The sequence below is a fragment of the Patulibacter minatonensis DSM 18081 genome (assembly GCF_000519325.1).
GTDB classification, from domain to species: domain Bacteria; phylum Actinomycetota; class Thermoleophilia; order Solirubrobacterales; family Solirubrobacteraceae; genus Patulibacter; species Patulibacter minatonensis.
This window is the reverse complement of sequence record NZ_KI912613.1, coordinates 2,053,850-2,077,484: the sequence shown is the minus strand read 5'-3', so window position 1 is coordinate 2,077,484 and position 23,635 is coordinate 2,053,850. Positions and strand designations below refer to the sequence as shown.

The following is a 23,635-nucleotide window of genomic DNA, read 5'->3' as shown; positions in this document are numbered from 1 at the left end:
GCCGGGGCTCGTAGGGTCGGACGATGCGGGTGCTGATCCTCGAGGACGAGCCGTACCTGGCGGACGCCATCCGCGACGGGCTGCGGCTGGAGGCGATCGCCGCCGACGTCGCCGGGGACGGCGACGCCGCGCTCGCGCTGCTGGGGGTCCACGGCTACGACATCGCGGTCCTGGACCGCGACGTCCCCGGGCCCACGGGCGACGAGGTCGCCCGACGGATCGTGGCCTCCGGCAGCGGGCTGCCGATCCTCATGCTCACCGCCGCGGACCGGCTCGACGACAAGGCCTCGGGGTTCGGCCTCGGTGCCGACGACTACCTCACCAAGCCGTTCGAGCTGCAGGAGCTCGTCCTCCGCCTCCGCGCGCTCGACCGGCGGCGGGCGCACAACCGCCCGCCGGTGCGCGAGATCGCCGGCCTCCGCGTGGACCCCTTCCGCCGTGAGGTCCACCGCGACGGCCGCTACGTCGGGCTGACCCGGAAGCAGTTCGCCGTCCTCGAGGTGCTCGTCGCGGCCGAGGGCGGGGTCGTCAGCGCCGAGGAGCTGCTCCGCCGCGCGTGGGACGAGAACGCCGACCCGTTCACGAACGCGGTCCGCATCACGGTCTCCGCGCTGCGCAAGCGCCTCGGCGAGCCGTGGCTCATCGCCACCGTGACGGGCGTCGGGTACCGCATCGAGGCGCCGCAGGCCGGTCGCGACGGCGCGGGAGCGCCCGATGCGTGACCCCCTTGACCGGTCGGCGCGGCGGACGCCCGGCATGAGCGCCCGGCTGAAGCTCACCCTGAGCTACGCCGGGTTCCTCATGGTCGCGGGCGCCCTGCTGCTCGCCGTCGTGTGGGTCTTCCTGCTGCGGTACGTGCCGGACCTGCCGGGCCGCGCGCCGACGTTCGGGGACCAGCAGAACGGGCCCGTCGCCTTCTCACCCGGGCGCCGCGACCTCCTCGACGCCTTCGCGCCGAAGGTCGCCCTGATGCTCGTCGTCCTCCTGGTCTTCGGCCTCGTCGGCGGATGGGTCCTGGCCGGCCGGATGCTCGCCCCGCTCACCCGCATCACGGGCGCGGCCCGCAAGGCCACCGCCGGGTCGCTGTCGCATCGGATCGAGCTCGAGGGACGTGGCGACGAGTTCCGCGAGCTGGCCGACGCGTTCGACACGATGCTCGCGCGGCTCGAGGCGCACGTCGCCGAGCAGCAGCGGTTCGCCGCGAACGCGTCGCACGAGCTGCGGACCCCGCTGGCGGTCACGCAGACGCTGCTCGACGTCGCCCGGAAGGACCCCGACCGGGACCCGCGCGAGCTGATCGAGCGCCTCCACGACGTGAACGCCCGGGCGATCGATCTGACCGAGGCGCTGCTCCTCCTGAGCCGCGCCGACCAGCGGACGTTCGCCCGCGAGGACGTCGACCTGTCGCTGGTCGCGGAGCAGGCCGCCGAGACGCTGCTGCCGCTCGCCGAGGAGCGCGGCGTCGTGCTGGAGACCTCGGGCGACGTGACCCGCACGGTCGGCTCGCCCGCCCTCCTGCAGCAGCTCGGCACGAACCTCGTGCACAACGCGATCGTCCACAACACGGGCGACGGCGGCCGCGTGTGGGTCGCGGCCGACGCCCGCGGCGACGAGGTCGAGCTCGCGGTCGAGAACACCGGCGCGCCGATCACCGCGCAGCAGGCGTCGCGACTCGTCGAGCCGTTCCTCCGCGGTGAGGGCCGCCTGCGCACCGAGCACGCCGGCGCGGGCCTCGGCCTGGCGATCGCGCAGCGCATCATCGAGGCCCACGACGGCACGCTCGTCCTCACGCCCCGCGAGGGCGGCGGGCTCCGGGTCGTCGTGCGGCTGCGAGCGGCGGTGCCGGACTGAGCGCGGCGGCCCCCACCGCGCGCGGGTCGCCGCACGAGCCGCCGGCACCGACCCGATGGACGGGTCCCGCGCCCGGCGCTACCCTCGCCCGACCGAAGCCCTGCCGTGCCGCTCCTCCTCTACGACAACCCCGTGTCGGGCAACTGCTGGAAGGTCCGCCAGCTGCTGCGGTACCTCGACCTGCCGTTCGAGCGGCGGGAGCTGTCGGTCGTCGACCGCTCCGGCCGCGACCAGATCATCGGGGACCTGAACCCGGCGCTCCGCGTGCCGACGATCGTGCTCGAGGACGGCCGGCCGCTCGCCGAGTCCCACGCGATCCTCTGGTACTTCGCGGAGGGCACGCCGTACCTGCCGGACGACGCCTACGCGCGGGCGCAGGTCCTGCAGTGGCTCTGCTTCGAGCAGTACGAGCACGAGCCGGCGATCGCGGTCGCCCGCTTCCAGGTCGCGATCTCCGACGAGCCCCGGGACCCGGCAGCGGTCGAGGAGCGGCTCGCGGCGGGCCGGAAGGCGCTCGTGACCATGGAGCGTCACCTCGCCGGGCGGGCGTTCCTGGTGGGCGACGCGCTCACGATCGCCGACCTCGCCCTCTACGCCTACACGCACGTAGCGCACGAGGCCGGCCTCGACCTCGCCGGCCTCCCGGAGGTGCGCGCCTGGCTGGACCGCGTGACCGCGGTCCCGGGGCTCGTGCCGTTGCCCGACGGCTGACGGCGTCAGCGCACGACGACCGTCCGGGTCCGGCGCACGACGTACCCGTCCGGGGTCCGCAGCTCCAGCCCCACGGCGAGGCGGACGCTCCGGCCCTTCCGCAGCGCGCTCCGCGCCGGGCGGCGCGCGGTGAGCCGGACGACGCGCCGCGAGGTCCCGAGGGCGACGGACGCCCTCGCGGCCGCCGTCTTCCGCCGCCCCTGCACCACGTCGACGGTCACGCGCAGCCGACCGGCCCGCGGCGACGTGACGGCGAGCGTCGCGGCCCCCCGCCCGTGCCGCAGCCCGGCCAGGCCCTTCGCCGCGCTGCCGAGCGTGCGATCGAGTGCGGCGCCGATCGCGGGCCGCGGGTCGGCTGCGGCGGGTGCCGGGCGCACGGGTGCGGGCCCGCCCGGCCGCAGGGCCGGGAAGAACCCGGAGAGGTCGGGGTACACCGAGGGCGAGGGCGGCTCCGGGGCCGGACCCGCCGGGGCCGGGACGTCGACGACGTAGGGCTGCGAGACGATCCGCTCGTTCCCGGCGCGGTCGGCGGTGCTCACCGTCGTCGTGCACGAGGAGGGCGACTCGCAGGACCGGGCCGCGTCGCAGGTCCGGACGCCGGAGCCTCCCGGCTCGTCCGTGCACGTGTAGCGCGGGGTCGGGTCGTCCGTCGCCGCGAGGCGCTGGTCGCGCGCCGGGTAGGTGATCGCGACCCTCGGGGCCGTCCGGTCCGCCGGGGGCTCGGGCACGAGGGGGTCGTGGAGGTCGGCGAAGATCCCCGTCGGTCGGCCGTCGATCGCGTAGGTGCCGCCACCGACGGCGATCCGTCCCGCCCCGGCCCCGAAGAGGTCGGGCCCGTCCCGGAAGGGGTGCTCGCTCGTGCTGACCGACTGCGCGGGTGCCCAGGGGGTCGTGGCGCCGGAGAGGAGCCCGACCGCCCCGAGACCCCGGCGCGGCTGTCCGCCGAGACCGCTGAAGTCGCCGCTCAGGTAGAGGCTCGAGCCGTCGACCGCGAGGCCGGTGATGCCGTCGTCCGCGCCCGTGACGTCCGGGCCGAACCGCGCCATCGTCCGTGCGGTGAGGTCGATCGCCCACAGCCCCTGGTGCTGCCGGACGAGGTACGCGGTGGTCGGTGTCGCCGCGACGGCCAGGACGGTGCCGGTGTGGAGGTCGTGCCCCCAGGGCGTGATCGTGCCGGTCTGCGTGTCGAGCGCGACGAGGCCCTCGTTGTCCGACCCCGTGGGGCCCATCTGCCCGAGGAACCCGCGGACCCAGACCGTCGAGCCGACGGCCTGGAGCTGCTGCACCTCGTCACCGGCCCGCTTGAACTCGACGTCCCACGGCTTGGACTCCCCCGTCGCCGGATCCAGCGCGGCGATCCCGATCGACCGCCCGCTGTTGACCAGGTCGAACGGCCCTGCGATCACCACCGCCGTCGGGGTCGCGGCGATGTGCCGCGGCGTGTCGGAGATGTGCGGGGTCCAGCCGGTCACCGCGCCGCTGGACGCGTCGACCGCGCCGAGCCGCTCGCGGTCGACGCCCCCGAGCTTCGAGAAGAAGCCGCTGAGGTAGACCGTCGGCCCCGACGCCGCGACGGCCGCGACCGGCCCGTTCGCCTTCGGGTCCCAGTCGGTGTCGAGGGTCCCGTCCGGCAGCACCCGGGCCACGTTCGCGATGCTCCCGACGCGCGGCCCCGCGCCGGTGAACGCCCCACCGACGTAGACCTCGGAGCCCGCCGGGGAGAAGACGTCGATGACCCCGTTCGGCTGGGGGCTCCAGCCGGTGCTTCCCGCCGTGCGCGCGTCGATGGCCCCGCCGTCCGGCACGCCGAAGAGGCTCCGGACCGCGAAGTACACGCGGTCGTCCGTCGCCGCCAGGGTCGTGATGTCGAGCGGCGGGAGCCGCGGGTTCCAGGCGGTCGCCCGCCCCGTGCCGGGGTCGAGCGCCGCGACGCCGGCCCGGTCGACGTCGCCGACGCGCTCGAAGTCGCCGCCGACGTACACGGCGCGCCCGTTCGCGGCGACCGCCGTGACGGACCCCTTCGTGCCGAGCTGCGGATCCCAGTCCGTGACGGTGTCGGTCCGCAGGTCGAGCGCCGCGAGGCCGTTGCGCGGGAGCCCGCCGAAGCTCGTGAACCGGCCGAAGAGGTAGAGCACGTGGCCGGAGACGATCCCGCCCCGGACCTCTCCGCCCGCGGCCTGCGCGGCGGGGAAGGTGATGCGCCCCGTCGCGGGATCGATCTCGGCGAGGCCGCCCCGGACCCCGTCGGTGCGCTCGATCTCGCCGGTCGCGAACACCCGCCCGTCGCCGGCGACGAGGTCGGTGGCCTGCCCCGAGGTGAGGCGGCCGGCGTCGAGCCGGGCGCCCGTCCGTGCGTCGAGCCGTGCGAGACCGACCCCGCGCGCGTCGGTGACGAAGAGCTGATCGCCGAGGCGCGCGATGTGCGACGCGCGGAACTCCTCGGCGTCCGGTGTCCACGCCGGGTCGACGGTGCGGTCCGCGCGCACGTGGGCGAGGTTCCGCCGCGTGACGCCGGCCACGCGGTCGAACGTCCCGGCGATGTACCACCCGCCCGCCCCGTCGGGCACCGCGTCGCGGACGCGGCCGTTCACCGTCGCGTCGAACGCGGGCTCCGGGCGCCCGTCACCGACGACCGGGACGATCAGCCCACCGCCGGTGCGCGCCTGCTGCTTCGTGAACGTCCCGGCGACGTAGGTGGCGTCCGGCGTCACCGCCGCGGACGTGATGCGCCCGTCGAAGGTCCAGGATGCCGGTGGGAGGTCGGCGGACGCCCCGGACGGGGCGACGAGCGCCAGGCCGACGATGGCCGGGAGCACGGCCGGCCACCTCCCGCGAGGGCGTGACCTGAGGGTCGGGACGGGAACACGCACGGTCCACACCCTCGTCCCATCGGCCGGTCCGACCGCGACCTTGAGGCCCGAGAGCAACAGATGTGTATGCCGTCATCTCCGTGCGTCCTGCCCACCGCCGCGGTGCACGACGTCGCGCTGCGGCCGGCGCGCCGTCAGCCCGCGGCCGCCCCGGCCACCACCGCCGCCGCGATCGCCGCGACGTCGTCCGCGTCGCACGCGTAGGGCGGCATCGCGTAGACGAGGTCGCGGAACGGGCGCAGCCAGACGCCGCGGTCCAGCGCCGCGGCGGTGACCGCGGCGACGTCGACCGGGTGGTCGAGCTGGACGACGCCGATCGCGCCCAGGACCCGGACGTCGGCGACGCCCGGCAGCTCGCGGGCCGGCGCGAGGCCACGGCGCAGGCCGTCCTCGATCCGCGTGACGTCGTCCTGCCAGCCGCGCGACAGCAGCAGGTCGAGGCTCGCGCACGCGATCGACGCCGCGAGCGGGTTGCCCATGAAGGTCGGGCCGTGCATGAGGACGCCGGCCTCGCCGCGGCCGATCTCCTCGGCGACCCGGTCGGTGCAGAGGACCGCGGCCATCGTCAGGTAGCCGCCCGTCAGCGCCTTGCCGACCGCGAGGACGTCCGGCACGACGCCGGCCCGCTCGCACGCGAACATCGTGCCGGAGCGCCCGAAGCCCGTCGCGATCTCGTCGAGGACGAGCAGCAGGTCGTGCTCGTCGCAGATCTCGCGCAGCACCCGCAGGTAGCCGGGGTGGTGGAAGCGCATCCCGCCCGCCCCCTGGACGACGGGCTCGACGACGATCCCGGCGAGCTCGTGCGCGTGCGCGGCCGCGGTCCCGCGCAGGTGGGCGACGTAGGCCTCGTCGAGCGGCTCGTCGTCCGGCGACGCACCGACCGCGCCGTCGGACCCGCCGCCCGCCGGTCCCGCGCCGGAAGACGTCGACGGTGCCCCCCACGCCGGCGGGGCGTCGCAGAACACGTGCTGCGGGAGGACGTCCGAGAAGAGGTGGTGCATCCCGCCCTCGGGGTCGCAGACGGCCATCGCCCCGAACGTGTCGCCGTGGTACCCGCCGCGCCAGGTCATCAGGCGGTGGCGCCCGGGCCGCCCGGCCGAGCGCTCGCGCTGCAGCACGGTCTTGATCGCCACCTCCATCGCGACCGAGCCGGAGTCCGCGAGGAACACGCGGCGCAGCGGCTCGGGCGTCAGCGAGACCAGCCGCGCGGCCAGCCGCACTGCGGGCTCGTGCGTCAGCCCGCCGAACATCACGTGGCTCTTGCGGCCGAGCTGGTCGAGCGCCGCACGGTCGAGCTCGGGCACCCGGTAGCCGTGCACCGCGGCCCACCACGACGACATCCCGTCGACGACCTCGCGCCCGTCGGCGAGGGTCAGCCGCACGCCCTCGGCGCCCGCGACCACCGGCAGCTCGGGCGCGTCGAGCGGCGAGCTGTACGGGTGCCACACGTGCTCGCGGTCCAGCCGGCCGACGACGTCGGCGCCGAGCGGCTCGGACGACAGGGCGGCGGTGAGGTCGGAGGACGGATCGTGGGCCACGGGACCATCTTCGTCACCCGGGCGGTCGCGATGCCCGCAGGCCCCGCGCAGGTCTCCGGCGGTCCCGGAGACCGCAGCCCGGTCGGGTGCCCGACCGTCCCGGTCCCCCGCGCGCCCGGCGGGCGTCCGACGGCCCCGGTGCCCGCAGCCCCGGTGGGCGCCCGATCGCCCCGGTCCCCGCACGCCCGGCGCGCGTTTCCGACCCCTGCGGCCGGCCCCCGCGCGGTTCTCCGCCGCCGCCGCACCCCGCGGGGAGCACCGGATCAGCGGATCCGGAGTTGACTCCCCCTCGGGCCTCCGGTAGGCAGGCGCCCATCGAGCCGCTGTACACGGGTCCGGGCGTCGCCCGGGGACCGGACGTGCCGGAGCTCGCCACCGCCACCGGCCCGCCGCCGGCAGGAGCACCCATGACCTCCCCATACGACACGGACCTCGACGTCGCGATCATCGGCGCCGGGTTCGCCGGGCTCTACGCACTGCAGCACCTCCGCGGCCTCGGCCTCCGGTGCGCCCTCCTCGAGGCCGGGGAGGACGTCGGGGGCACCTGGTTCTGGAACACGTATCCGGGGGCGCGCGTCGACGTCGAGAGCCTCGAGTACTCGTACTCGTTCGACGACGACCTCCAGCAGGACTGGGTGTGGTCGGAGCGCTACGCCGGCCAGCCCGAGGTCCACGCCTACCTCCGCCATGTCGCCGACCGCTTCGACCTGCGCCGCGACATCCGCTTCCTGACGACCGTGCAGCGGCTGGACCTCGACGGGGACCGCTGGCGCGTCACCACCGACCGGGACGCCCTCACAGCGCGCTTCGTCGTCGGCGCGGTCGGCTTCCTCTCCGCCGCGTACCTGCCGGCGATCCCGGGCCTGCGCGAAGGCGCCTTCGACGGCCCGGTCGTGCACTCCGGGCGCTGGCCGAAGGACGGCCTCGAGGTCGCCGGCAGGCGCGTCGCGATCATCGGCACCGGCGCCTCGGGCGTCCAGCTCGTGCCCCGCATCGCCGAGACCTGCGCGCACCTCGACGTGTTCCAACGCTCCCCGCACTGGTGCGTGCCGCTGCAGAACGGGCCGATGCCCGACGGCTACCAGGAGATGGTGAAGGCGAACTACGGCCGGATCCGCGAGCTCGAGAAGGTCGCGTTCGGCGGCTTCACGCTCATCGCCCACGAGATCGCGGACCCTCCCCCGCCCTCGGCCTACCCGGCGTCCAACTCGGCGCTGGCCGCCGACCCCGAGGAGCGCGAGCGCGAGTACGAGTTCCGGTGGGCCTCGGGCGGACTGAGCTTCTACCTGAGCTACACCGATCTGCTCTTCGACGAGGACGCCAACGCCACCCTCCGCGAGTTCTTCGAGCGGAAGATCCGCGCGCAGGTCGACGACCCCGCGGTGGCCGACCTCCTGATCCCCACCGACCACTGCATCATGGCCAAGCGCCTCTGCGGCGAGACCGGCTACTACCGCGCGTTCAACCGCGAGAACGTCGACCTCGTCGACGTCCGCGAGAACGCGATCGCGGAGATCACCGCCGACGGCGTCCGCCTGGCCGACGGGACCGAGCACCCCGCCGACGTCCTCGTCTGCGCGACCGGGTACGACGCGGGCAGCGGCCCGATGCTGCGGATCCCGACCCAGGGCCGCGACGGCTCGCTGCAGGACCACTGGGCCGAGGGCACGAGGACGCACCTCGGCGTGATGGCCCACGGGTTCCCCAACCTGTTCATCGTCGACGGCGCCCAGTCTCCCGCGGCGTTCTACTGCCCGCCGCTGCTGGTCCAGCACCAGAGCCGCTGGATCGGGCGGACGATCCAGCAGGTCGACGAGCGCGGCGCCCGCACGGTCGAGCCGACGCCCGAGGCCGTCGCGGAGTGGGGGGCGATCGTCGCGGCGATCGGCCAGGCGACCCTGCTGCCGACCGCCGTCAGCCAGTACATGGGGGCGAACATCCCCGGCAAGCCGGTGGAGTGCCTCTCCTTCCTCGGGGGCTTCGGCGAGTACGCGCGGCGCACGGAGCTCGCGCTCGACCTCGACGAGGGCCAGTTCGTGCTCGACGGCACGGCCGCGACGGAGGTCCCGGCGTAGTCCGCGGTCCGGGCGCCACGTGAGCCGGTCCGATCGCGGCCGCTAGTCGGACGACAGCGGCAGCCGCACGATCGCGATGACGTTCCCATCGTTCGTCGGCCGGACGTTCAGCCGTCCGCCCGCCGCGGCGGCGCGGGTGGCGATCGGGATCACGTCCGACTCGGTCAGCACGACCGCCGGCGCGCTCGGGATGCCGTTGACGCTCTGCATCGTCATGAAGAGCTCGCCGCCCTCGACCCGCACCCGGATGTGCACCCGCACCGGGGCGGTCGCCCGCCGCAGGATCGAGTCCGCACCGGCCCGGAGCAGCCACGCGATGTCGACCGCGAGCTCCTCGGGGACGTCGACGCCCCCGGTGGCGTCCGACACGCGGATCGTGTGCCCCGCGGCCTCCAGGTCGGCGACGATCCCGCCGAGGACCGCGAACCCCGACGGCGGGTCGCCCGCGGAGCCGTCGCCGGCCCGCGTCGCCTCCCCGCCGGCGTGCGTCCCGCCCGCCGGTGCTCCCGTCGCGCCCGCGGCCGGAGCCGGGTCGCGCCCGTCCCCCGAGGCCTCCGCCCCGTCGTGCGGCGGACGGTCTCGACGTCGACGCCCGAGCAGCCCCCGGCGCTGCGCGGACCCGCTCACCCCGGGCCGACCGGGACATCGGTGTACGGCGGCATGCCCGCACCGTACCCGCGGCGCCTGCTCCGCGGGCACGAGTGCTCAGGCCGCGACGACCTGCCCCGCCACCTGCAGCGCGATCTCGCCCTCGTCGGCGCCGACCTGGACGGTGTCGCCGTCCTTGATCTCGCCCTTCAGGATCGCGAGAGCCAGCCGGTCCGTCAGGTGCTTCTGGATCGTGCGCTTCAGCGGGCGCGCCCCGTACGTCGGGTCGTAGCCCAGGTTGCCGATCAGCTCGGCCGCCTCCTCCGAGAGCTCGACGGTCACGCCGCGCTCGGCCGCCCGCTTGACGACCCGCTGCACCTGCAGCTCGACGATCGGCGCGAGATGCGTCCGGTCCAGCGCGTGGAACTCGATGATGTCGTCCAGCCGGTTGATGAACTCGGGGCGGAAGTGCTGCTCCGCGCCCTCGCGCCCGCCCGGGATGTTCGACGTCAGGATCAGCACGGTGTTCGTGAAGTCGACCGTGCGGCCGTGGCCGTCGGTCAGCCGGCCGTCGTCGAGCAGCTGGAGCAGGATGTTGAAGACGTCCGGGTGGGCCTTCTCGACCTCGTCCAGCAACACCACCGAGTACGGCTTGCGGCGCACGGCCTCGGTCAGCTGCCCGCCCTCGTCGTAGCCCACGTAGCCCGGGGGCGCACCGACGAGGCGCGACACCGCGTGCTTCTCCATGTACTCCGACATGTCGATGCGGATCATCGCGTCGGCCGAGTCGAACATGAACTCCGCCAGGGAGCGCGCGAGCTCCGTCTTGCCGACGCCGGTCGGTCCGAGGAACAGGAACGAGCCGATCGGGCGGTCCGGATCGCCGAGACCCGCGCGGCTGCGCCGGATGGCGGCCGACACGGCGTCGATGGCCTCGTCCTGCCCGATCACGCGGTCGTGCAGCCGGTCCTCCATGTGGACGAGCTTCTCGATCTCGCCCTCCATCAGGCGGGCGACCGGGATGCCGGTCCAGTTGCCGACGACCTCGGCGATGTGCTCGGCCGTGACCTTGTTCTCGAGGAACCGGAACGCGCCGACCTCGACCTCCACCTCGGCCTCCTGCGCCTCGAGCTCCTTGATGCGGCGCTCGAGCGCGGGGATCTCGCCGTAGGTCAGCTCGCCGGCGCGCTGCAGGTCGCCCGCGCGCTGGGCGCGCTCGGCCTCCATCCGCAGCCCGTCGAGCTGCTCCCGCGCCTGGCCGACCGCGTCGACGGACTCCTTCTCGCGCTGCCACTCGGCGGTCATCGCCGCGGAACGCTCGCGCTCGTCGGCGAGCTCGCGGTCCAGGGCCTCCAGTCGCGCCCGCGACGCCTCGTCGTCCTCCTTCTCGAGCGACAGGCGCTCGATCTCGAGCTGCACGACGTGCCGGTCGATCTCGTCGATCTCGGTCGGCTTGGAGTCGATCTCGATCTTCAGCCGCGACGCGGCCTCGTCGATCAGGTCGATCGCCTTGTCCGGCAGCTGCCGGTCGGCGATGTGGCGGTGCGACAGCGTGGCCGCCGCGATCAGCGCGGCGTCCTGGATGTCGACGTTGTGGTGGCTCTCGTACTTCTCCTTGAGCCCGCGGAGGATCGCGATCGTGTCCTCGACCGTCGGCTCGTCCACGAGCACGGGCTGGAACCGCCGCTCGAGCGCCGCGTCCTTCTCGATGTACTTGCGGTACTCGTCGAGCGTGGTCGCACCGACCGCGCGCAGCTCGCCGCGGGCCAGCATCGGCTTGAGCAGGTTGGCGGCGTCGACCGCGCCCTCGCTCGCGCCGGCGCCCACGATCGTGTGGAGCTCGTCGAGGAAGAGCACGATCTGGCCCTTCGCGTCGGAGACCTCCTTCAGCACGGCCTTCAGGCGGTCCTCGAACTCGCCGCGGTACTTCGCGCCGGCGATCATCGAGCCCATGTCGAGCGAGATGACCCGGCGGTCGCGCAGCGACTCGGGGACGTCGCCGTCCACGATGCGCTGGGCGAGGCCCTCCGCGATCGCGGTCTTGCCGACCCCCGGCTCGCCGATCAGCACCGGGTTGTTCTTCCGGCGGCGCGAGAGCACCTGGACGACGCGGCGGATCTCCTCGTCGCGGCCGATGACCGGGTCGAGCTTGCCCTCGCGGGCGGCCTCGGTGAGGTCCTGCCCGTACTTCTCGAGCGCCTCGAACTTGTCCTCGGGGTTCTGGTCGGTGACCTGGTGACCGCCGCGGACCTCGGTGACGGCCTGCAGCAGGGCCTCGCCGCCGGCCCCGGCGCCGCGCAGCGCGTCGCCGGCCTTCGACTGGTGCGCGGCGAGGGCGAGCAGGACGTGCTCGGTCGAGAGGTACTCGTCGCCGAGCGTGCGCATCTGCTCGTCGGCGGCCCGCAGGACGGCGATCAGCTCGCTCGACGCGCCGGCCGACTGGCCGCCGCTCGTGACCTTCGGGAGTCCGTCGATCGCGGCCTCGACCGGCCGCCGGACCTCGTCCACGGGGACGCCGAGCTTGCGCAGGACGGAGCCGACGACGCCGCCCTCCTGGTCCAGCAGGGCGACCAGCAGGTGCTCGGGACCGATCTGCGGGTTCTTCGCGCGCTCCGCCACCCGGCCGGCCTCGGCGACGGCTTCCTGCGTCTTGATGGTGAAGCGATCAGGCTGCAATGGGTGTCCTTTCGGGAACGGAGGATGCGGGGGATCGGCCCCGGACCGGAGCGCCGCGGACGGACGTCCGGGCCGCGTCGTCGCCCTCCCGGGCGCTCCGCGCTCCTAGATCTCAGTCTGTGTCACTGAGATTTTGCGCTTCGCTTCGTAGAAAGTCAAGGCACCTCCGGGCGTTCCGTGCCTCCTGTGATCGTACGCACGCCCCGGGCGCGCCCCGGGCCGGCGAGCACGGCGGGCCCGGGCACCGGCCGGGATCCGCCGCCCGACGACGAGCGCCGCCGCCACCCGTCGCGGCTGCGATCCTCCCTCGCCGTGCCCCGCGTCCTGCGCCGCCCGTTCCCGCTCGTGGCCGCGTGCGTCGTGATCACCGCGCTCCTCGCCGTGATCGTCCGCGGGCACAACGCCGTCACCCGCTTCGACGCGGACGTGGTGCGCGAGCTCGCCGATCACCGCTCGACGACCGTCGTCGACCTCGCCCGCGCGGTCACGCACCTCGGTGCAGGGCTCGTGCTGACCGTCGTCCTCGTGGCCCTCTGCGTCGGCCTGCTCGTGCTCCGGGTGCTGCCGCTCCGCGCAGCGGTCGGGCCGCTGATCGCGCTCGAGGCGGCGGTCCTCCTCGTCCCGCTCGCGAAGTCGATCGTCGGCCGCCCGCGTCCGCCGGCCGCGCTGCACGAGGTCGTCGAGCACTCGAGCGGCTTCCCCTCCGGCCACTCGATGCAGGCGGCGGCGGGGTGGCTGACGCTCGGCCTCGTGGTCGCCGTCGCGGGACGGTGGACGGGACGGTCGTCGGAGTCGGCCCCCGACCGCCCGGCCCAGGCGCCGCCGCGGTGGCCCCTCCTCGTCGCGGCCCTGATCGTCCTGCTCGTGGGGCTCAGCCGGGTCGTCCTCAGCGTCCACTCCCCCACCGACGTGCTCGCCGGATGGCTGCTGGGGCTGTCGGTCGCGGTGGTGACGGTCGTGCTGCTCGTGCCTGCGCGGGCGAGGCGATGACGCACACCGCCCACCGTCCTCCGGCCCCGCGGACCGTCCGATGAGCGATCCCGTCGGCGTCGCCGCGGCCGCCGCCGGCGCGTTCGCGGCCACGAACCTCGACGACGTCGTCGTGCTGACGGCGCTCTTCGCGGTGGCCGGGCGCGGTGGCCCGCTCCGCGTCCGGCACGTCGTCGGCGGCCAGGCGCTCGGCCTGACGACGCTCGTCGCGGTGGCGTGGCTGGGCGCCACCGGGCTCCTCCTGCTCCCGGACGACGTCGTCGCGCTCCTCGGGCTGGTGCCGCTGGCGCTCGGGATGCTCGGCGTGGCGGCCGTCCTGCGCGGCGACGCCGGCGACGAGGCCCTGCCGCTCGTCTCGAGCACCGCGGCGGTCGCCGCCCTGACCATCGCCGGGGGAGCGGACAACATCGCGGTGTACGTGCCGTTCCTCGCCAACCAGGACGGCGCCGACGCCCTGGTCGTCGTGCTGACCTTCGGGGTGCTGCTCGCGGTCTGGCTGGCGGGCGCCCGGTGGCTCGCCGCCCGCCCGCCGGTGGCGCGGACGGTCGCGCGGTGGGGGCACGTCGCGGTGCCGGTCGTGCTGATCGCGCTGGGCCTGGCGATCCTCGCCGAGGGCGGGCTGCTCGGCCGGGCGCTCGGCGGCGTCGTGGGCTCATCGCCTCAGCGCGCGCCGGCGTCCCGCGCGACCGCGAGCACGAGCTCCTCGTCCGCCTCGATCCCGCCGGTCGACCGCAGGCGCGCACGGAGCCCGCCGGCGATCGCCGTCGCCAGCGCGTCCCGCTCCCCCGGCGCCAGGCTGCTGCGGCGCTCGGCGAACTGCCGCGCGGTGGTGCGGTCGTGGTCGGTCAGGCCGGTCGTGTCGAGCCCGCCGGCCTCGGGGGACGCCCAGCGTCCGTCCGGCGGCCCCCACCCCGCGCCGAGCCCGCCGCCGTCGTGCGACGTCCCCCGCGCGACCGCGAGGATCACGTCCTCGTCCGTCGCCCGTCCCGGCACGACGCCGAGCCGGGAGCGCAGCCCCGCCGCGATCGTCGTCGCGAGCGCCAGCCGCTCCTTCGGGTCCAGCGTCTCGCGGCGGGCGGCGAACGCCCGGGCGGTCGACCGGTCGTGGTCCGTGAGCGCCGACGTGTCGAGCTGCAGCGTCGGACCCCCGCCCTCCCACGGGTCCGGGGCCCCGGCGGTCCGGCCGAGGGCACGGGTGGCGCGGCGCGGCTCCCGGACGACGAGCGAGCCCGCCACGACGTCGCCGAGCCGCTGGTGGCGCTTCGTCAGCGTGACCATGATGATCCCGGGCGCGTAGAGCAGCGGCAGCTCGATGATCCGCAGCAGGTTCCGCAGCACGGACGAGCCGGGGTCGACGCGGCGGCCGTCGTCGCGGACCACCCGGAGCCCGAGCATCATCTTCCCGGGCGTGCGGCCGTCGCCCAGGAGCTCCCAGGCGACGTCGTAGAAGAACAGGAGCAGGAACGCGAGGATCGAGGCGAGGACGATCGTCCAGTCGTCGCCGATCGCGTCGTTGAGCCCCCCGAGGATGAGCAGCCCCACGAGGGCCACGAGCCCCTGGATGACCAGGTCGATCGCGCCGCTCGAGATCCTGGTGCCCGGTCCCGCGAGGTCGAGCACGACGTCGACGGCCTCGGGGGTGGAGATCGTCAGACGGTCGTGATACTCCTGCACGGCCGTGACCCTATCCCGCTTCCTCGCCGACCGCACCCCCTCGTGGGACGCGCTGGAGGACCTCCTCCGCCGGGCGGGGAACCGACCGGAGCGCCTCGGGGCGGACGGCGTACTCGAGCTCGGGGCCGCGTACCGCGCCGCCGCCGCCGACCTGGCGCACGCGCGGCGCGCCTATCCGGGCGACCCGGTCGTCCAGCGGCTCGAGCTCCTGGTGCGCCGGTCGCGGTCCCTCGTCTACGCCCGGGCCGGCGCCCGCGGCTCCGCCCGGCAGTTCTTCTCCCGCGACTACTGGCGCCTGACGCACGCGCTGTGGCGGTGGATCGCGCTGGCGGGCGTCGCGCTGCTCGGGACCGCGCTGGTCGTCGGCGTGTGGGCGGCGCTCGACCCGGCGGTCGCGGCCGCGCTCGTCCCCGGCGACTTCATCGACGGCGCCGCACCGCCCGTCGGCGACCGGGGCCTCGCCTCATCGGAGTCCGCCGCGTTCTCGTCGCAGCTCTTCACGAACAACATCCGGGTGACGTTCATGGCGTTCGTCGCCGGGCTCCTGTGCGTCGTCCCCGGCGTCGTGATCGTGGCGTACAACGGGGCGATCCTCGGGGCCGTCCTCGGCGTCGCCGCGGCGAACGACAACCTCGGCAACGTCCTGCACCTGATCGTCGCCCACGGCGTGCTGGAGCTCAGCTGCATCGTCGTCGCCGCCGCGGCCGGGATGGCCGTCGGCTGGGCGGTCGTCGACCCGGGCGACCGGCCCCGCCGCGTCGCCGTGCGCGACATCGCCCGGCCGACGGTCCTCGTCGTCCTGGGCACCGCGCCCTTCCTCGTCCTCTGCGGCATCGTCGAGGGCTTCGTCTCCCCCGCCGGCTGGCCCGCGATCGGCGTCGCCGTCCTCGGTCTGGGCATCGGTGGTGCCTACTGGGCCGCGGTCGTGGTCCGCGGGCGGCGCTCCGACCTGGCGACCGCCGGGACGGTCGCGGCGGCCCCGCTGCCGGCCGCGTCGCCGGCCACGGGCTGACCGACCGGCGGGGCCCGCCGGGACGGGCGGAGAGGACGCGCGGACCACCGAATTGTGCTGATCGGCACATTGCGTGCGTCCACGGGCCCGTCCTCGTCGTTCATGCCCGTGAGGACCGACGGCGACCACGCCGGCCCCGAGGGTTCCCGCAGGGAACGTCACCATCCCGGCCCCACCGCGGTCCGGAGAGGAGATCAGGCATGTCCCGCTTCACCAGGCGAGGGCGGATGGCCCCTGGCCCCGTCCTGCTCGTCGACGACGACTCGACCGACCGTCGCGCGTTCCTCCGGAGGTCGGGGGGCTACGCCGCCGCGGCCGCCGTCCCCGTGGCGCTCATCGGCGCGACCGACGCCGACGCGACCGCGTCCCGACCCGCCAACGGCGTCGCGATCAAGGATCCGACGACGCCCCAGCCGGACGAGCCGCTGATGGCCTACGTCCACGACGCGAAGGCCGGCACCGTCGTGATCATGACCGGCACGACGCAGCGCACGGTCAAGGACCGCGAGCTCGTCCGCCGCCTGACGACGGTCACGAAGAAGAAGCCCAAGGCGAAGAAGCGCCGCGCGAAGCGGAAGCCCGCGAAGAAGCCCACCACCAGCAAGAAGGGCTGAGCGCATGTCCTCCCATCGCGAAGCACCCGAGGTCAGCCAGGACCCCTGCGTCGACAACACGGACACGTACGCGTTCGTGAGCCCGGATCGTCCGGACACCGTCACGATCCTGACGAACTACATCCCGCTCGAGGCCGCCGCCGCGGGGCCGAACTTCTACGAGTTCGGGCAGGACGTCCTGTACTCGATCTACATCAGCAACAAGGGCACCGCGCTGCCCGACGTCACCTACACCTTCCGGTTCACGACGAAGGTCATGAACCAGAAGACGTTCCTCTACAACACGGGCCCGATCCGGTCGCTGACGGATCCGAACTTCAACCGCCGGCAGTCCTACACCGTCAGCAAGCAGGTCGGCACCGGCGCCCCGAAGGTCATCGCGTCCGGCCTGGCGTGCCCGCCGTGCAACATCGGCCCGCACTCCACCCCGGAGTACACGAAGCTCGCGCAGGCGGCGGTCCATCGGCTCCCCGGCGGCGGGACCGTCTTCGCCGGCCAGCGCAACGACGGCTTCTACGCCGACCTCGGCGGGATCTTCGACCTCGCTGACCTGCGGCCGTTCTCGACCCTGCACGTGGTGCCGATGCTGCCCTCCGTCGGCCTCGACACGCTGAAGAACGGCATCAACGTCCATACGATCGCGCTGCAGGTGCCGATCAGCGACCTCACCCGCGACGGCTCCGTGCCGAAGGACGTGAACGCCGCGGCCTCGACGATCGGGATCTGGGGCGCCGCCTCCCGTCGCAAGATGCGTCTGCGCGGCGACACCACCGGCCAGCACACCGAGTCCGGCCCGTGGGTCCAGGTCTCGCGCCTGGGCAGCCCGCTCTTCAACGAGCTGATGGTGCCGATGGTGGAGAAGGACGGCTGGAACGGCAGCCAGCCCGTGAACGACAAGGAGTACACCCCGGGCGTCGAGCAGCCCGAGCTGCCGAAGCTCCTGCCCGACCTCTACCCCGGCGTCTTCGAGAAGCTGCGGGCGCTGGCGGCGTCCGGCAAGCCGCGGAAGGACCTGCGGGCGCTGCTCCTGAACGGGTTCAAGCCCGGCATCTTCCCCGGCTTCCAGAACTACACCGGGCCGATCGCGTCGGACATGCTCCGCCTGAACGTCGCGGTCCCGCCGAGCAAGCAGCTCCAGCCGCTCGGCCCGCTCGACGGCGACCCGGCCGGCTACCCGAACGGCCGACGGGTCGAGGACGACATCGTGACGATCTTCGTGCGCATGCTCGGCGCGGTCATCAACAAGCGGTTCGACCCGGACTTCAACCCCGACCCCGCGGTCAGCCTCGTGACGCAGGGCGTGCCGATCCCGCCGACCGGGCCGGTCGGCTCGAGCGCGCGGTTCTTCTCGAGCTTCCCGTACCTCGGCGAGCCCTACGACGGCTTCGACCACCCGACGGTGACGTCGGAGTCCGGTCCCCTGCCGGTCATCTCGATCCCGGGGGTGACCCCGTGAGCGCCGAGCCGGTCGCCCGGCCGCACCCGGAGCCCGTGGTCCTCGACATCGGCGGCGGCCTCGGCGCGCTCGTCGTGCACTGGGACGACACGGAGATCGACACGCCGATCGAGATCAGCCCCACGGGCGACGACGCCGATCGCCAGCACCAGCACATCCTGGAGCGCCCGATCGGCGGCGAGACGTTCCACGCCGCGGTCTTCGACCGGATCCCGGCGGGCACGTACACGCTGTGGGTGCGCGACGCGGCCCGCGAGCGCGACGTGGAGATCCGCGACGGCGGCGTCACCGAGTGCCACTGGGCGCCCCCGGCGGACTGAGATGACGGCCGGGGACACGCCGGGCCGGGCCCTCGCGGGGACCGGCCCGGGGGTCGGCGGGCCACGCCCGTCGCGCCGGCGGCGCATCGCCCGCTCGATGTCGCCGGCGGAGTGGCGGCGCGCCGCCGTGCTGTTCGCCGTCGTGCTGCTGCTCCACGTCGTGGGCTTCGGCCTGCTGTTCGGCGCGGTCGTCCCGGCGCACCTGTCGCTCGGCACGACCGGGGTCTTCGGCGTCGGCATCGGGATCACCGCCTACACGCTCGGGATGCGCCACGCGTTCGACGCCGACCACATCGGCGCGATCGACAACGTCACCCGCAAGCTCATGGCCGACGGGCAGCGACCGCTGAGCGTCGGCTTCTTCTTCTCGCTCGGGCACTCCTCGATCGTGTTCCTGCTCGCCGCGGCGTTCGCGCTCGGCATCAAGGGGCTGAGCGGCGCGGTGCAGGACGACAGCTCGACGCTCCACCAGGCCACCGGGCTCATCGGCCCCACGGTCTCCGGGCTGTTCCTGCTCCTGATCGGGCTCATCAACCTCGTCGTGCTCGTCGGCATCGTCAAGGTCTTCCGGCGGATGCGCCACGGCGAGTTCGACGAGCAGGCGCTCGAGGAGCAGCTGAACTCCCGGGGGTTCATGAACCGGTTCCTCGGACGCGCGACCCGCGCCGTGAAGCAGCCGTGGCAGATGTACCCGCTCGGTCTGCTGTTCGGCCTGGGCTTCGACACCGCCACGGAGGTCGCGCTCCTGGCGACCGCCGGCAGCGCCGCCGCGGGCGGGCTCCCGCTCTACGCGATCCTCTGCCTGCCGATCCTGTTCGCCGCCGGCATGTCGCTGCTCGACACGATCGACGGCGCGTTCATGACCGTCGCGTACGGCTGGGCGTTCGCCAAGCCGGTGCGGAAGGTCTTCTACAACATCACCGTGACGGGACTGTCGGTCGCCGTCGCGCTCGGCATCGGCGTGATCGAGCTGATGCAGGTGCTCGCCGAGAAGCTCGGCCTCGAGGGCGGGATCTGGAGCTTCTTCTCCGCGCTGGACCTCAACGCCGTGGGCTACGTCCTGGTCGGCCTGTTCGTCGTCACGTGGCTCGTCGCGGTCGCCGTCTGGCGCTTCGGCCGGATCGAGCAGCGCTGGAACGCGAAGCTCCGGCCGGGCGGCGACCTCTCGTAGGAGCGGCGCCTGGTGGCCCGCCGCCGGCGCGTCGCGCGCCGGGCGGGCTCAGAGCACCCCGCGCCGCTTCGCCCGCAGGTACGCCTGCACCGAGGCGGCCGGCAGGCTGCCCGGGGGGACCGACAGGACCTGCGCGCCGCGGGCGCGCAGCCGGGCGGCGACCCGGTCGCGCTGGTCGCGGACGTCGACCGCGACGGCCTGGGCGAGCGCCCCGATCTCGTCCTCGGGGACCGTCGTCGCGAGGCGCCGGAGCCGCGGCTCCTCGATCGTGGCGACGCAGAGCGCGTGGCGGCGGGCCAGGAGCGGGGCGGCCGCCAGGAGCGGCGCGGCCGCGGCCTCGTCCAGCAAATCGGTGAGCACGAGCACGAACGCGCGGCGCGTCCCGCCGACCTGCCGGAAGGCGCGCTCGTGGTCGCTGTCGACCCGCGTGGGCTCGAGGTCGTGGAGCGCCCGGACGACGGCGTCGCCGGCCCCGCGGCGCGGCTGGAGCTGGCGGCGGATCCGGTCGTCGTAGGCGATCGCGCCGACGTGGTCGTCGAGGACGTCGGCCGTGGCGGCGACCGCGGCGGCGGCGTCGAGCCAGACGTCGAGCAGCCGCAGCTCGGCGGGCGGCGGACCGGCGTCGTCCTCGTCCTCGTCCGGGTGCGCCCCGGGCGCCAGCGCGCGACGCACCGCGCTCCAGCGCGGGCCGCCGAAGTCCGGACCCGTCGTCCGCGGCGCGCCCGGACCGTCGGGGTCGCGGTCGGCCGGGGCGGCACCGAGCCGGCCGCCGTCGACGAGGACGACGACGTCGCGGTCGGCCTCCACGCGCCGCTGGTTGCTCATCGGGCGCCCCATCCGCTCGGTCGCGCGCCAGTTGACCATCCGGACGTCGTCCTCCGGCGCGTACTCGCGCACGTGGTCGAACTCGGTGCCCAGGCCGTAGGGCCCGCGGTTCCGGACCCCGGTGGCGGCACGCCCGGACCGCACGGCGGCGGCGAGCAGGTGGGCGGTCCGGTAGTCGGGGAGCACCCGCAGCTCGACGGGCGTCGTGCCGCGATGGTCCCAGCGCCCCAGCCGCAGCGGGCCCGTGCGGCGGGCCACCGGGAGCGGCAGCACGTGTCGGCCGCGGCGCGCGGCGGTCACCTGCGCCGTCAGGGACCCCTTGCCGTCGCCGGCGTCGACCGTCACCCCCGGGAGCCCGGCGAGCCGCAGCCGAAGCCCGGGCTCGGCCACGGCCGGCGTGACGGTCACCGGCACCGCGGCGCCCCGCGGGGCGATCCCGGGCGCCGTCACCTCCAGCGACGGCGGCCGGCGGCGGGCCAGGAACCCGTCGAGCACCGACAGCACGAGGACGAGCCCCGCGACCGCCACCACGGGCCCCGCGGGCAGCAGGACGGCGGCGACCGCGCACGCGGCCAGGACGACCGCGACCAGGGGTGACGGGCTCAGTCTCACCTCGACGCCGGCACCGGGACGGACGAGACCGCGGCGCGCACCGCGTCGTGGTCGCGGGTGCCCTCGAGCTCGGCCTCGGGGCTCAGGACGAGGCGGTGCGCCAGCACGACCTCCGCGACCGACCGCACGTCGTCGGGGGTCACGAAGTCGCGGCCGGCGATCCGCGCGGACGCCTGCGCGGCGGCCAGGAGGTGCAGCCCGGCACGCGGGCTGGCCCCCAGCTCGACGCTCGGCAGGCGGCGGGTGGCCCGGATGACGGACACGACGTACTCGACGACGTCGGCGTGCACGAACGTGTCCTGCACGGTGTCGCGCGCGGCCGCCAGCGCCGCGGCGTCGACGACGGGACGCACGTCGTTCAGCGCCGCCGGGCGGAGCCCCTCGCGGGTGGCGGAGACGATCTCGCGCTCGGCCGACTCGTCGGGGTAGCCGACGCGCACCCGGAAGAGGAAGCGGTCGAGCTGGGCCTCGGGAAGCGGGTACGTGCCCTCCTGCTCGATCGGGTTCTGCGTCGCGACGAGCAGGAACGGCACCGGCAGCGGGTGGCGCTCGCCGTCGACGGAGACCGCGCCCTCCTGCATCGCCTCGAGCAGCGCCGACTGCGTCTTCGGCGGCGTGCGGTTGATCTCGTCCGCGATCAGGACGTTCGTGAACACCGGGCCGGGCCGGAACACGAGCTCGCCGCCGCGCAGCGCGACGGTGCCCGTGACGTCCGACGGCAGCATGTCCGGGGTCAGCTGGATCCGCGAGTTGTCCACGTCCAGGGCGCGGGCCAGCGCGGTCGCGGTCAGCGTCTTCGCGACGCCCGGCGGCCCCTCGAGCAGCACGTGGCCGCCGAGGGTCGCGGCGGCGACGAGCAGGTCGACGGTGGAGTCCTGGCCGCGGACCACGCGGCCGACCTCCGCCCGCAGTGCGGTGACGATGTCGATCATCGGGTGTCTCCTTCCAGGCGGGCGAGGGCCCGCCCGACGGCTTGCAACTCATCGGTTCCCGGCGGCGCGGCGCCCGGGCCGCCCGCCAGGGCGGCCGCGTCGGCGTCGGTCAGCCCGGCGCTCCGCGCGGCGGCGCGCACGTCCTCCGGCGTGGGGTCCGGCTCCAGGCCGATCCGCCGGGCCAGGAGCGCGCGGCCCCGGGCCCGGAGGCGCTCGACGGCGGACCGGCGGTCGGACGTCCGGGCGAGGACGGCCGCGACGGCGTCGACGTACCCGGAGCGCCCGGGCGTCGGATCCTCGTCGGGCTGGACCGCGGGCCCGAGGCGTCGCCCGCGGGCGACCAGCGCGACGGCGGCCGCGGCGACGAGCAGGAGGACCACCAGCACGGCGCGCGACGGCAGCCCGCCGACCGATCCGGACTCGCGCGTGCGCAGCGCGACGGCCTTCCCGCGCCCGACGACGGCGGCCGCGAACGCGGCGTTGTCGGCCTCCCGCAGGTCGAGGTTCTCGACGATCCCGCGGTCGGGGATCAGGACGACCGTGCCGCGACCGACCCGCAGGGTGCCGGCGACGGCGTCGCCACCCGGGCGGTCGAGCTCCAGCAGCGGCCGGAGGTCGGACGGCGGATCGGACCAGACGACGCCGGAGCGCCGGACGAGATCGGTCGCACGGGTCTCGGCGGCGTCGCGGACGGCGACGGCGTCACCGCTCGTCCGGGTCTCGTCCGCGGTCGGCTCGTCGAGCGCGCGGAGCACCAGGTCGGCGTCGTCGCCGACCGCCACGACCCGCGCCCCGCGCCGCAGCTCCTCGACGACCCGGTCGGCGGCGTCGTCGTCGAGCAGCTCCTCCGCGAAGACGTAGGTCGTGCCGGGCAGGAGGCGCATCGAGGACGGGTCGACGTCGCGGACGCGGAGCCTGACCCCTTCGTGCCGCAGCACCGCCGCCCAGGCCCCGAGGCCGCGCTCCGCGCCGCTGCGCCATCCGTCGCGGACCTCCGTCGATCCGTCGTCCCCACCGCTGAACTGGGTCGCGAGCACGACCAGCACGACGACGGCGGCCAGGACGCCCGCGATGACCTTCCCCTTCACGCGTCCTCCCCCACCCGTGCGGCGCCGGTCGCGGCCGGGATGCCGTGGGCGCTCATGTCCCGCCGCCCGTCGCGGAGGACCGGTCGTCCGTGCCGGGCCGCTCCGCCCGGGGCTCGCGGAGCACCACGGCCCAGCCCTCGCGGGCGCCGCGGCTCGCGTCGGGGCCGACGGGGCCGGGGCCGTAGGCGGCGCGGTCGTGGTCGACGGCGAGCACGGCCACGCGGTGGTCCTCGGCGGCGCGGGCGACCTCCGACGGCGTCGCGGTCTCGGCGGCCCGCACGCGGCGGGCGTCGCGGAGCCGGCGGGTCCCGGCCCGGAACCAGAGCACGACGGCGGTGCGGTGCTCGCCGGCCTCCTCCGCGCGCCGGGCCTCCCGCTCGAGGTCGGCCACGCGCGCGTCGCCGGCCACGGCGACGTCCTCGGCACGCCCGCGACGGCGCGGGCCGCGCCGGGCGAGCGCGACCGCGCCGACGATCGCGAGGAGCACCACGACGACGATGGCCAGCGGCCACGCGACCCCGCCGCCGACGTCGAGATCGAGTCCGCCGAGCGTGTCGTCCTCGCCGTCGCCCCGGCGCTCCCTGGTGCGGATCGCGTCGCGCGCGACCTCGCGGAGCTCGTCGGCCTTGCGG

General features: G+C 75.1%; 18 protein-coding genes and 2 pseudogenes. 11 read left to right on the top strand and 9 right to left on the bottom strand.

What is annotated here, in order from left to right; genetic code table 11:
* Positions 1-23 precede the first annotated feature (23 nt).
* From PATMI_RS0109525 to PATMI_RS0109515, 3 genes are all read left to right on the top strand, one after another.
* Positions 24-722 (top strand): response regulator transcription factor, encoded by a 699-nt coding sequence (locus PATMI_RS0109525; RefSeq protein ID WP_026910725.1) that lies wholly within the window; start codon positions 24-26, stop codon positions 720-722.
* Between the two features lie 34 nt (positions 723-756).
* The gene (locus tag PATMI_RS0109520; RefSeq protein ID WP_281171305.1) at positions 757-1,851 is read left to right on the top strand and encodes a sensor histidine kinase; all 1,095 of its coding nucleotides are present in this window, start codon (positions 757-759) and stop codon (positions 1,849-1,851) included.
* A 105-nt stretch (positions 1,852-1,956) separates the two neighbouring features.
* Positions 1,957-2,562 carry a glutathione S-transferase family protein gene (locus PATMI_RS0109515; protein WP_026910723.1) on the top strand — a complete coding sequence of 202 codons (606 nt, stop codon included), beginning with the start codon at positions 1,957-1,959 and terminating at the stop codon, positions 2,560-2,562.
* A gap of 5 nt (positions 2,563-2,567) precedes the next feature.
* On the opposite strand, the gene PATMI_RS28805 is transcribed toward PATMI_RS0109515, so the two are convergent.
* Together PATMI_RS28805 and bioA are read right to left on the bottom strand one after the other, a co-directional pair.
* Entirely contained in the window at positions 2,568-5,378 is a 2,811-nt protein-coding gene (locus tag PATMI_RS28805; protein ID WP_036725597.1) for an NHL repeat-containing protein, read from the bottom strand.
* Positions 5,379-5,566: 188 nt separating this feature from the next.
* Entirely contained in the window at positions 5,567-6,970 is a 1,404-nt protein-coding gene (gene bioA, locus PATMI_RS0109505; RefSeq protein WP_026910722.1) for an adenosylmethionine--8-amino-7-oxononanoate transaminase, read from the bottom strand.
* A 407-nt stretch (positions 6,971-7,377) separates the two neighbouring features.
* Here bioA and PATMI_RS0109500 point away from each other — a divergent pair, with 407 nt between their 5' ends.
* Entirely contained in the window at positions 7,378-9,045 is a 1,668-nt protein-coding gene (locus PATMI_RS0109500; protein WP_026910721.1) for a flavin-containing monooxygenase, read from the top strand.
* A 42-nt stretch (positions 9,046-9,087) separates the two neighbouring features.
* Here PATMI_RS0109500 and PATMI_RS0109495 read toward each other — a convergent pair whose 3' ends face one another.
* Both PATMI_RS0109495 and clpB read right to left on the bottom strand, forming a co-directional pair.
* Positions 9,088-9,672 (bottom strand): hypothetical protein, encoded by a 585-nt coding sequence (locus PATMI_RS0109495; protein WP_026910720.1) that lies wholly within the window; start codon positions 9,670-9,672, stop codon positions 9,088-9,090.
* Between the two features lie 78 nt (positions 9,673-9,750).
* Positions 9,751-12,309: an ATP-dependent chaperone ClpB gene (gene clpB / locus PATMI_RS0109490; protein WP_026910719.1), complete on the bottom strand. Its 2,559-nt coding sequence runs from the start codon at positions 12,307-12,309 to the stop codon at positions 9,751-9,753.
* Between the two features lie 312 nt (positions 12,310-12,621).
* Between clpB and PATMI_RS34250 the strand changes: the two genes are divergently transcribed.
* Both PATMI_RS34250 and PATMI_RS38690 read left to right on the top strand, forming a co-directional pair.
* Positions 12,622-13,299 (top strand): phosphatase PAP2 family protein, encoded by a 678-nt coding sequence (locus PATMI_RS34250; protein ID WP_169738343.1) that lies wholly within the window; start codon positions 12,622-12,624, stop codon positions 13,297-13,299.
* 40 nt (positions 13,300-13,339) lie between these two features.
* Positions 13,340-13,909, top strand: a pseudogene (locus PATMI_RS38690) (cadmium resistance transporter); the annotation flags it as partial.
* Positions 13,910-13,959: 50 nt separating this feature from the next.
* Here the strand turns inward: PATMI_RS38690 and PATMI_RS38190 are convergent.
* Positions 13,960-14,973: an RDD family protein gene (locus PATMI_RS38190; RefSeq protein WP_051471270.1), complete on the bottom strand. Its 1,014-nt coding sequence runs from the start codon at positions 14,971-14,973 to the stop codon at positions 13,960-13,962.
* 4 nt (positions 14,974-14,977) lie between these two features.
* On the opposite strand from PATMI_RS38190, the gene PATMI_RS0109475 reads away from it, so the two are divergent.
* The 5 genes from PATMI_RS0109475 to nicT all read left to right on the top strand — a co-directional run bounded on the left by PATMI_RS0109475 (position 14,978) and on the right by nicT (position 19,546).
* On the top strand, positions 14,978-15,985 hold the full coding sequence (locus PATMI_RS0109475; RefSeq protein ID WP_026910718.1) for a stage II sporulation protein M: 1,008 nt from the start codon (positions 14,978-14,980) through the stop codon (positions 15,983-15,985).
* Positions 15,986-16,185: 200 nt separating this feature from the next.
* Entirely contained in the window at positions 16,186-16,599 is a 414-nt protein-coding gene (locus PATMI_RS0109470; protein ID WP_157260694.1) for a hypothetical protein, read from the top strand.
* A gap of 4 nt (positions 16,600-16,603) precedes the next feature.
* Positions 16,604-18,055 carry a DUF4331 domain-containing protein gene (locus PATMI_RS28790; protein ID WP_051471269.1) on the top strand — a complete coding sequence of 484 codons (1,452 nt, stop codon included), beginning with the start codon at positions 16,604-16,606 and terminating at the stop codon, positions 18,053-18,055.
* Entirely contained in the window at positions 18,052-18,375 is a 324-nt protein-coding gene (locus PATMI_RS34240) for a hypothetical protein (protein ID WP_051471268.1), read from the top strand. Before PATMI_RS28790 ends, PATMI_RS34240 begins: the two co-directional genes overlap by 4 nt.
* Before the next feature lie 97 nt (positions 18,376-18,472).
* A complete protein-coding gene (nicT, locus tag PATMI_RS0109455; RefSeq protein ID WP_026910716.1) occupies positions 18,473-19,546 on the top strand; it encodes a Nickel transporter NicT in 1,074 nt (357 codons plus the stop codon).
* Between the two features lie 48 nt (positions 19,547-19,594).
* Here nicT and PATMI_RS0109450 read toward each other — a convergent pair whose 3' ends face one another.
* The 4 genes and pseudogenes from PATMI_RS0109450 to PATMI_RS28780 form a co-directional block, all read right to left on the bottom strand.
* Positions 19,595-20,983 carry a DUF58 domain-containing protein gene (locus tag PATMI_RS0109450; protein WP_026910715.1) on the bottom strand — a complete coding sequence of 463 codons (1,389 nt, stop codon included), beginning with the start codon at positions 20,981-20,983 and terminating at the stop codon, positions 19,595-19,597.
* Positions 20,980-21,915: an AAA family ATPase gene (locus PATMI_RS0109445; RefSeq protein ID WP_026910714.1), complete on the bottom strand. Its 936-nt coding sequence runs from the start codon at positions 21,913-21,915 to the stop codon at positions 20,980-20,982. Before PATMI_RS0109445 ends, PATMI_RS0109450 begins: the two co-directional genes overlap by 4 nt.
* On the bottom strand, positions 21,912-23,003 hold the full coding sequence (locus PATMI_RS0109440; protein ID WP_026910713.1) for a DUF4350 domain-containing protein: 1,092 nt from the start codon (positions 23,001-23,003) through the stop codon (positions 21,912-21,914). The genes PATMI_RS0109445 and PATMI_RS0109440 overlap by 4 nt, the downstream gene beginning before the upstream one ends.
* Positions 23,004-23,055: 52 nt before the next feature.
* Positions 23,056-23,635: pseudogene (locus PATMI_RS28780) on the bottom strand (hypothetical protein); the annotation flags it as partial.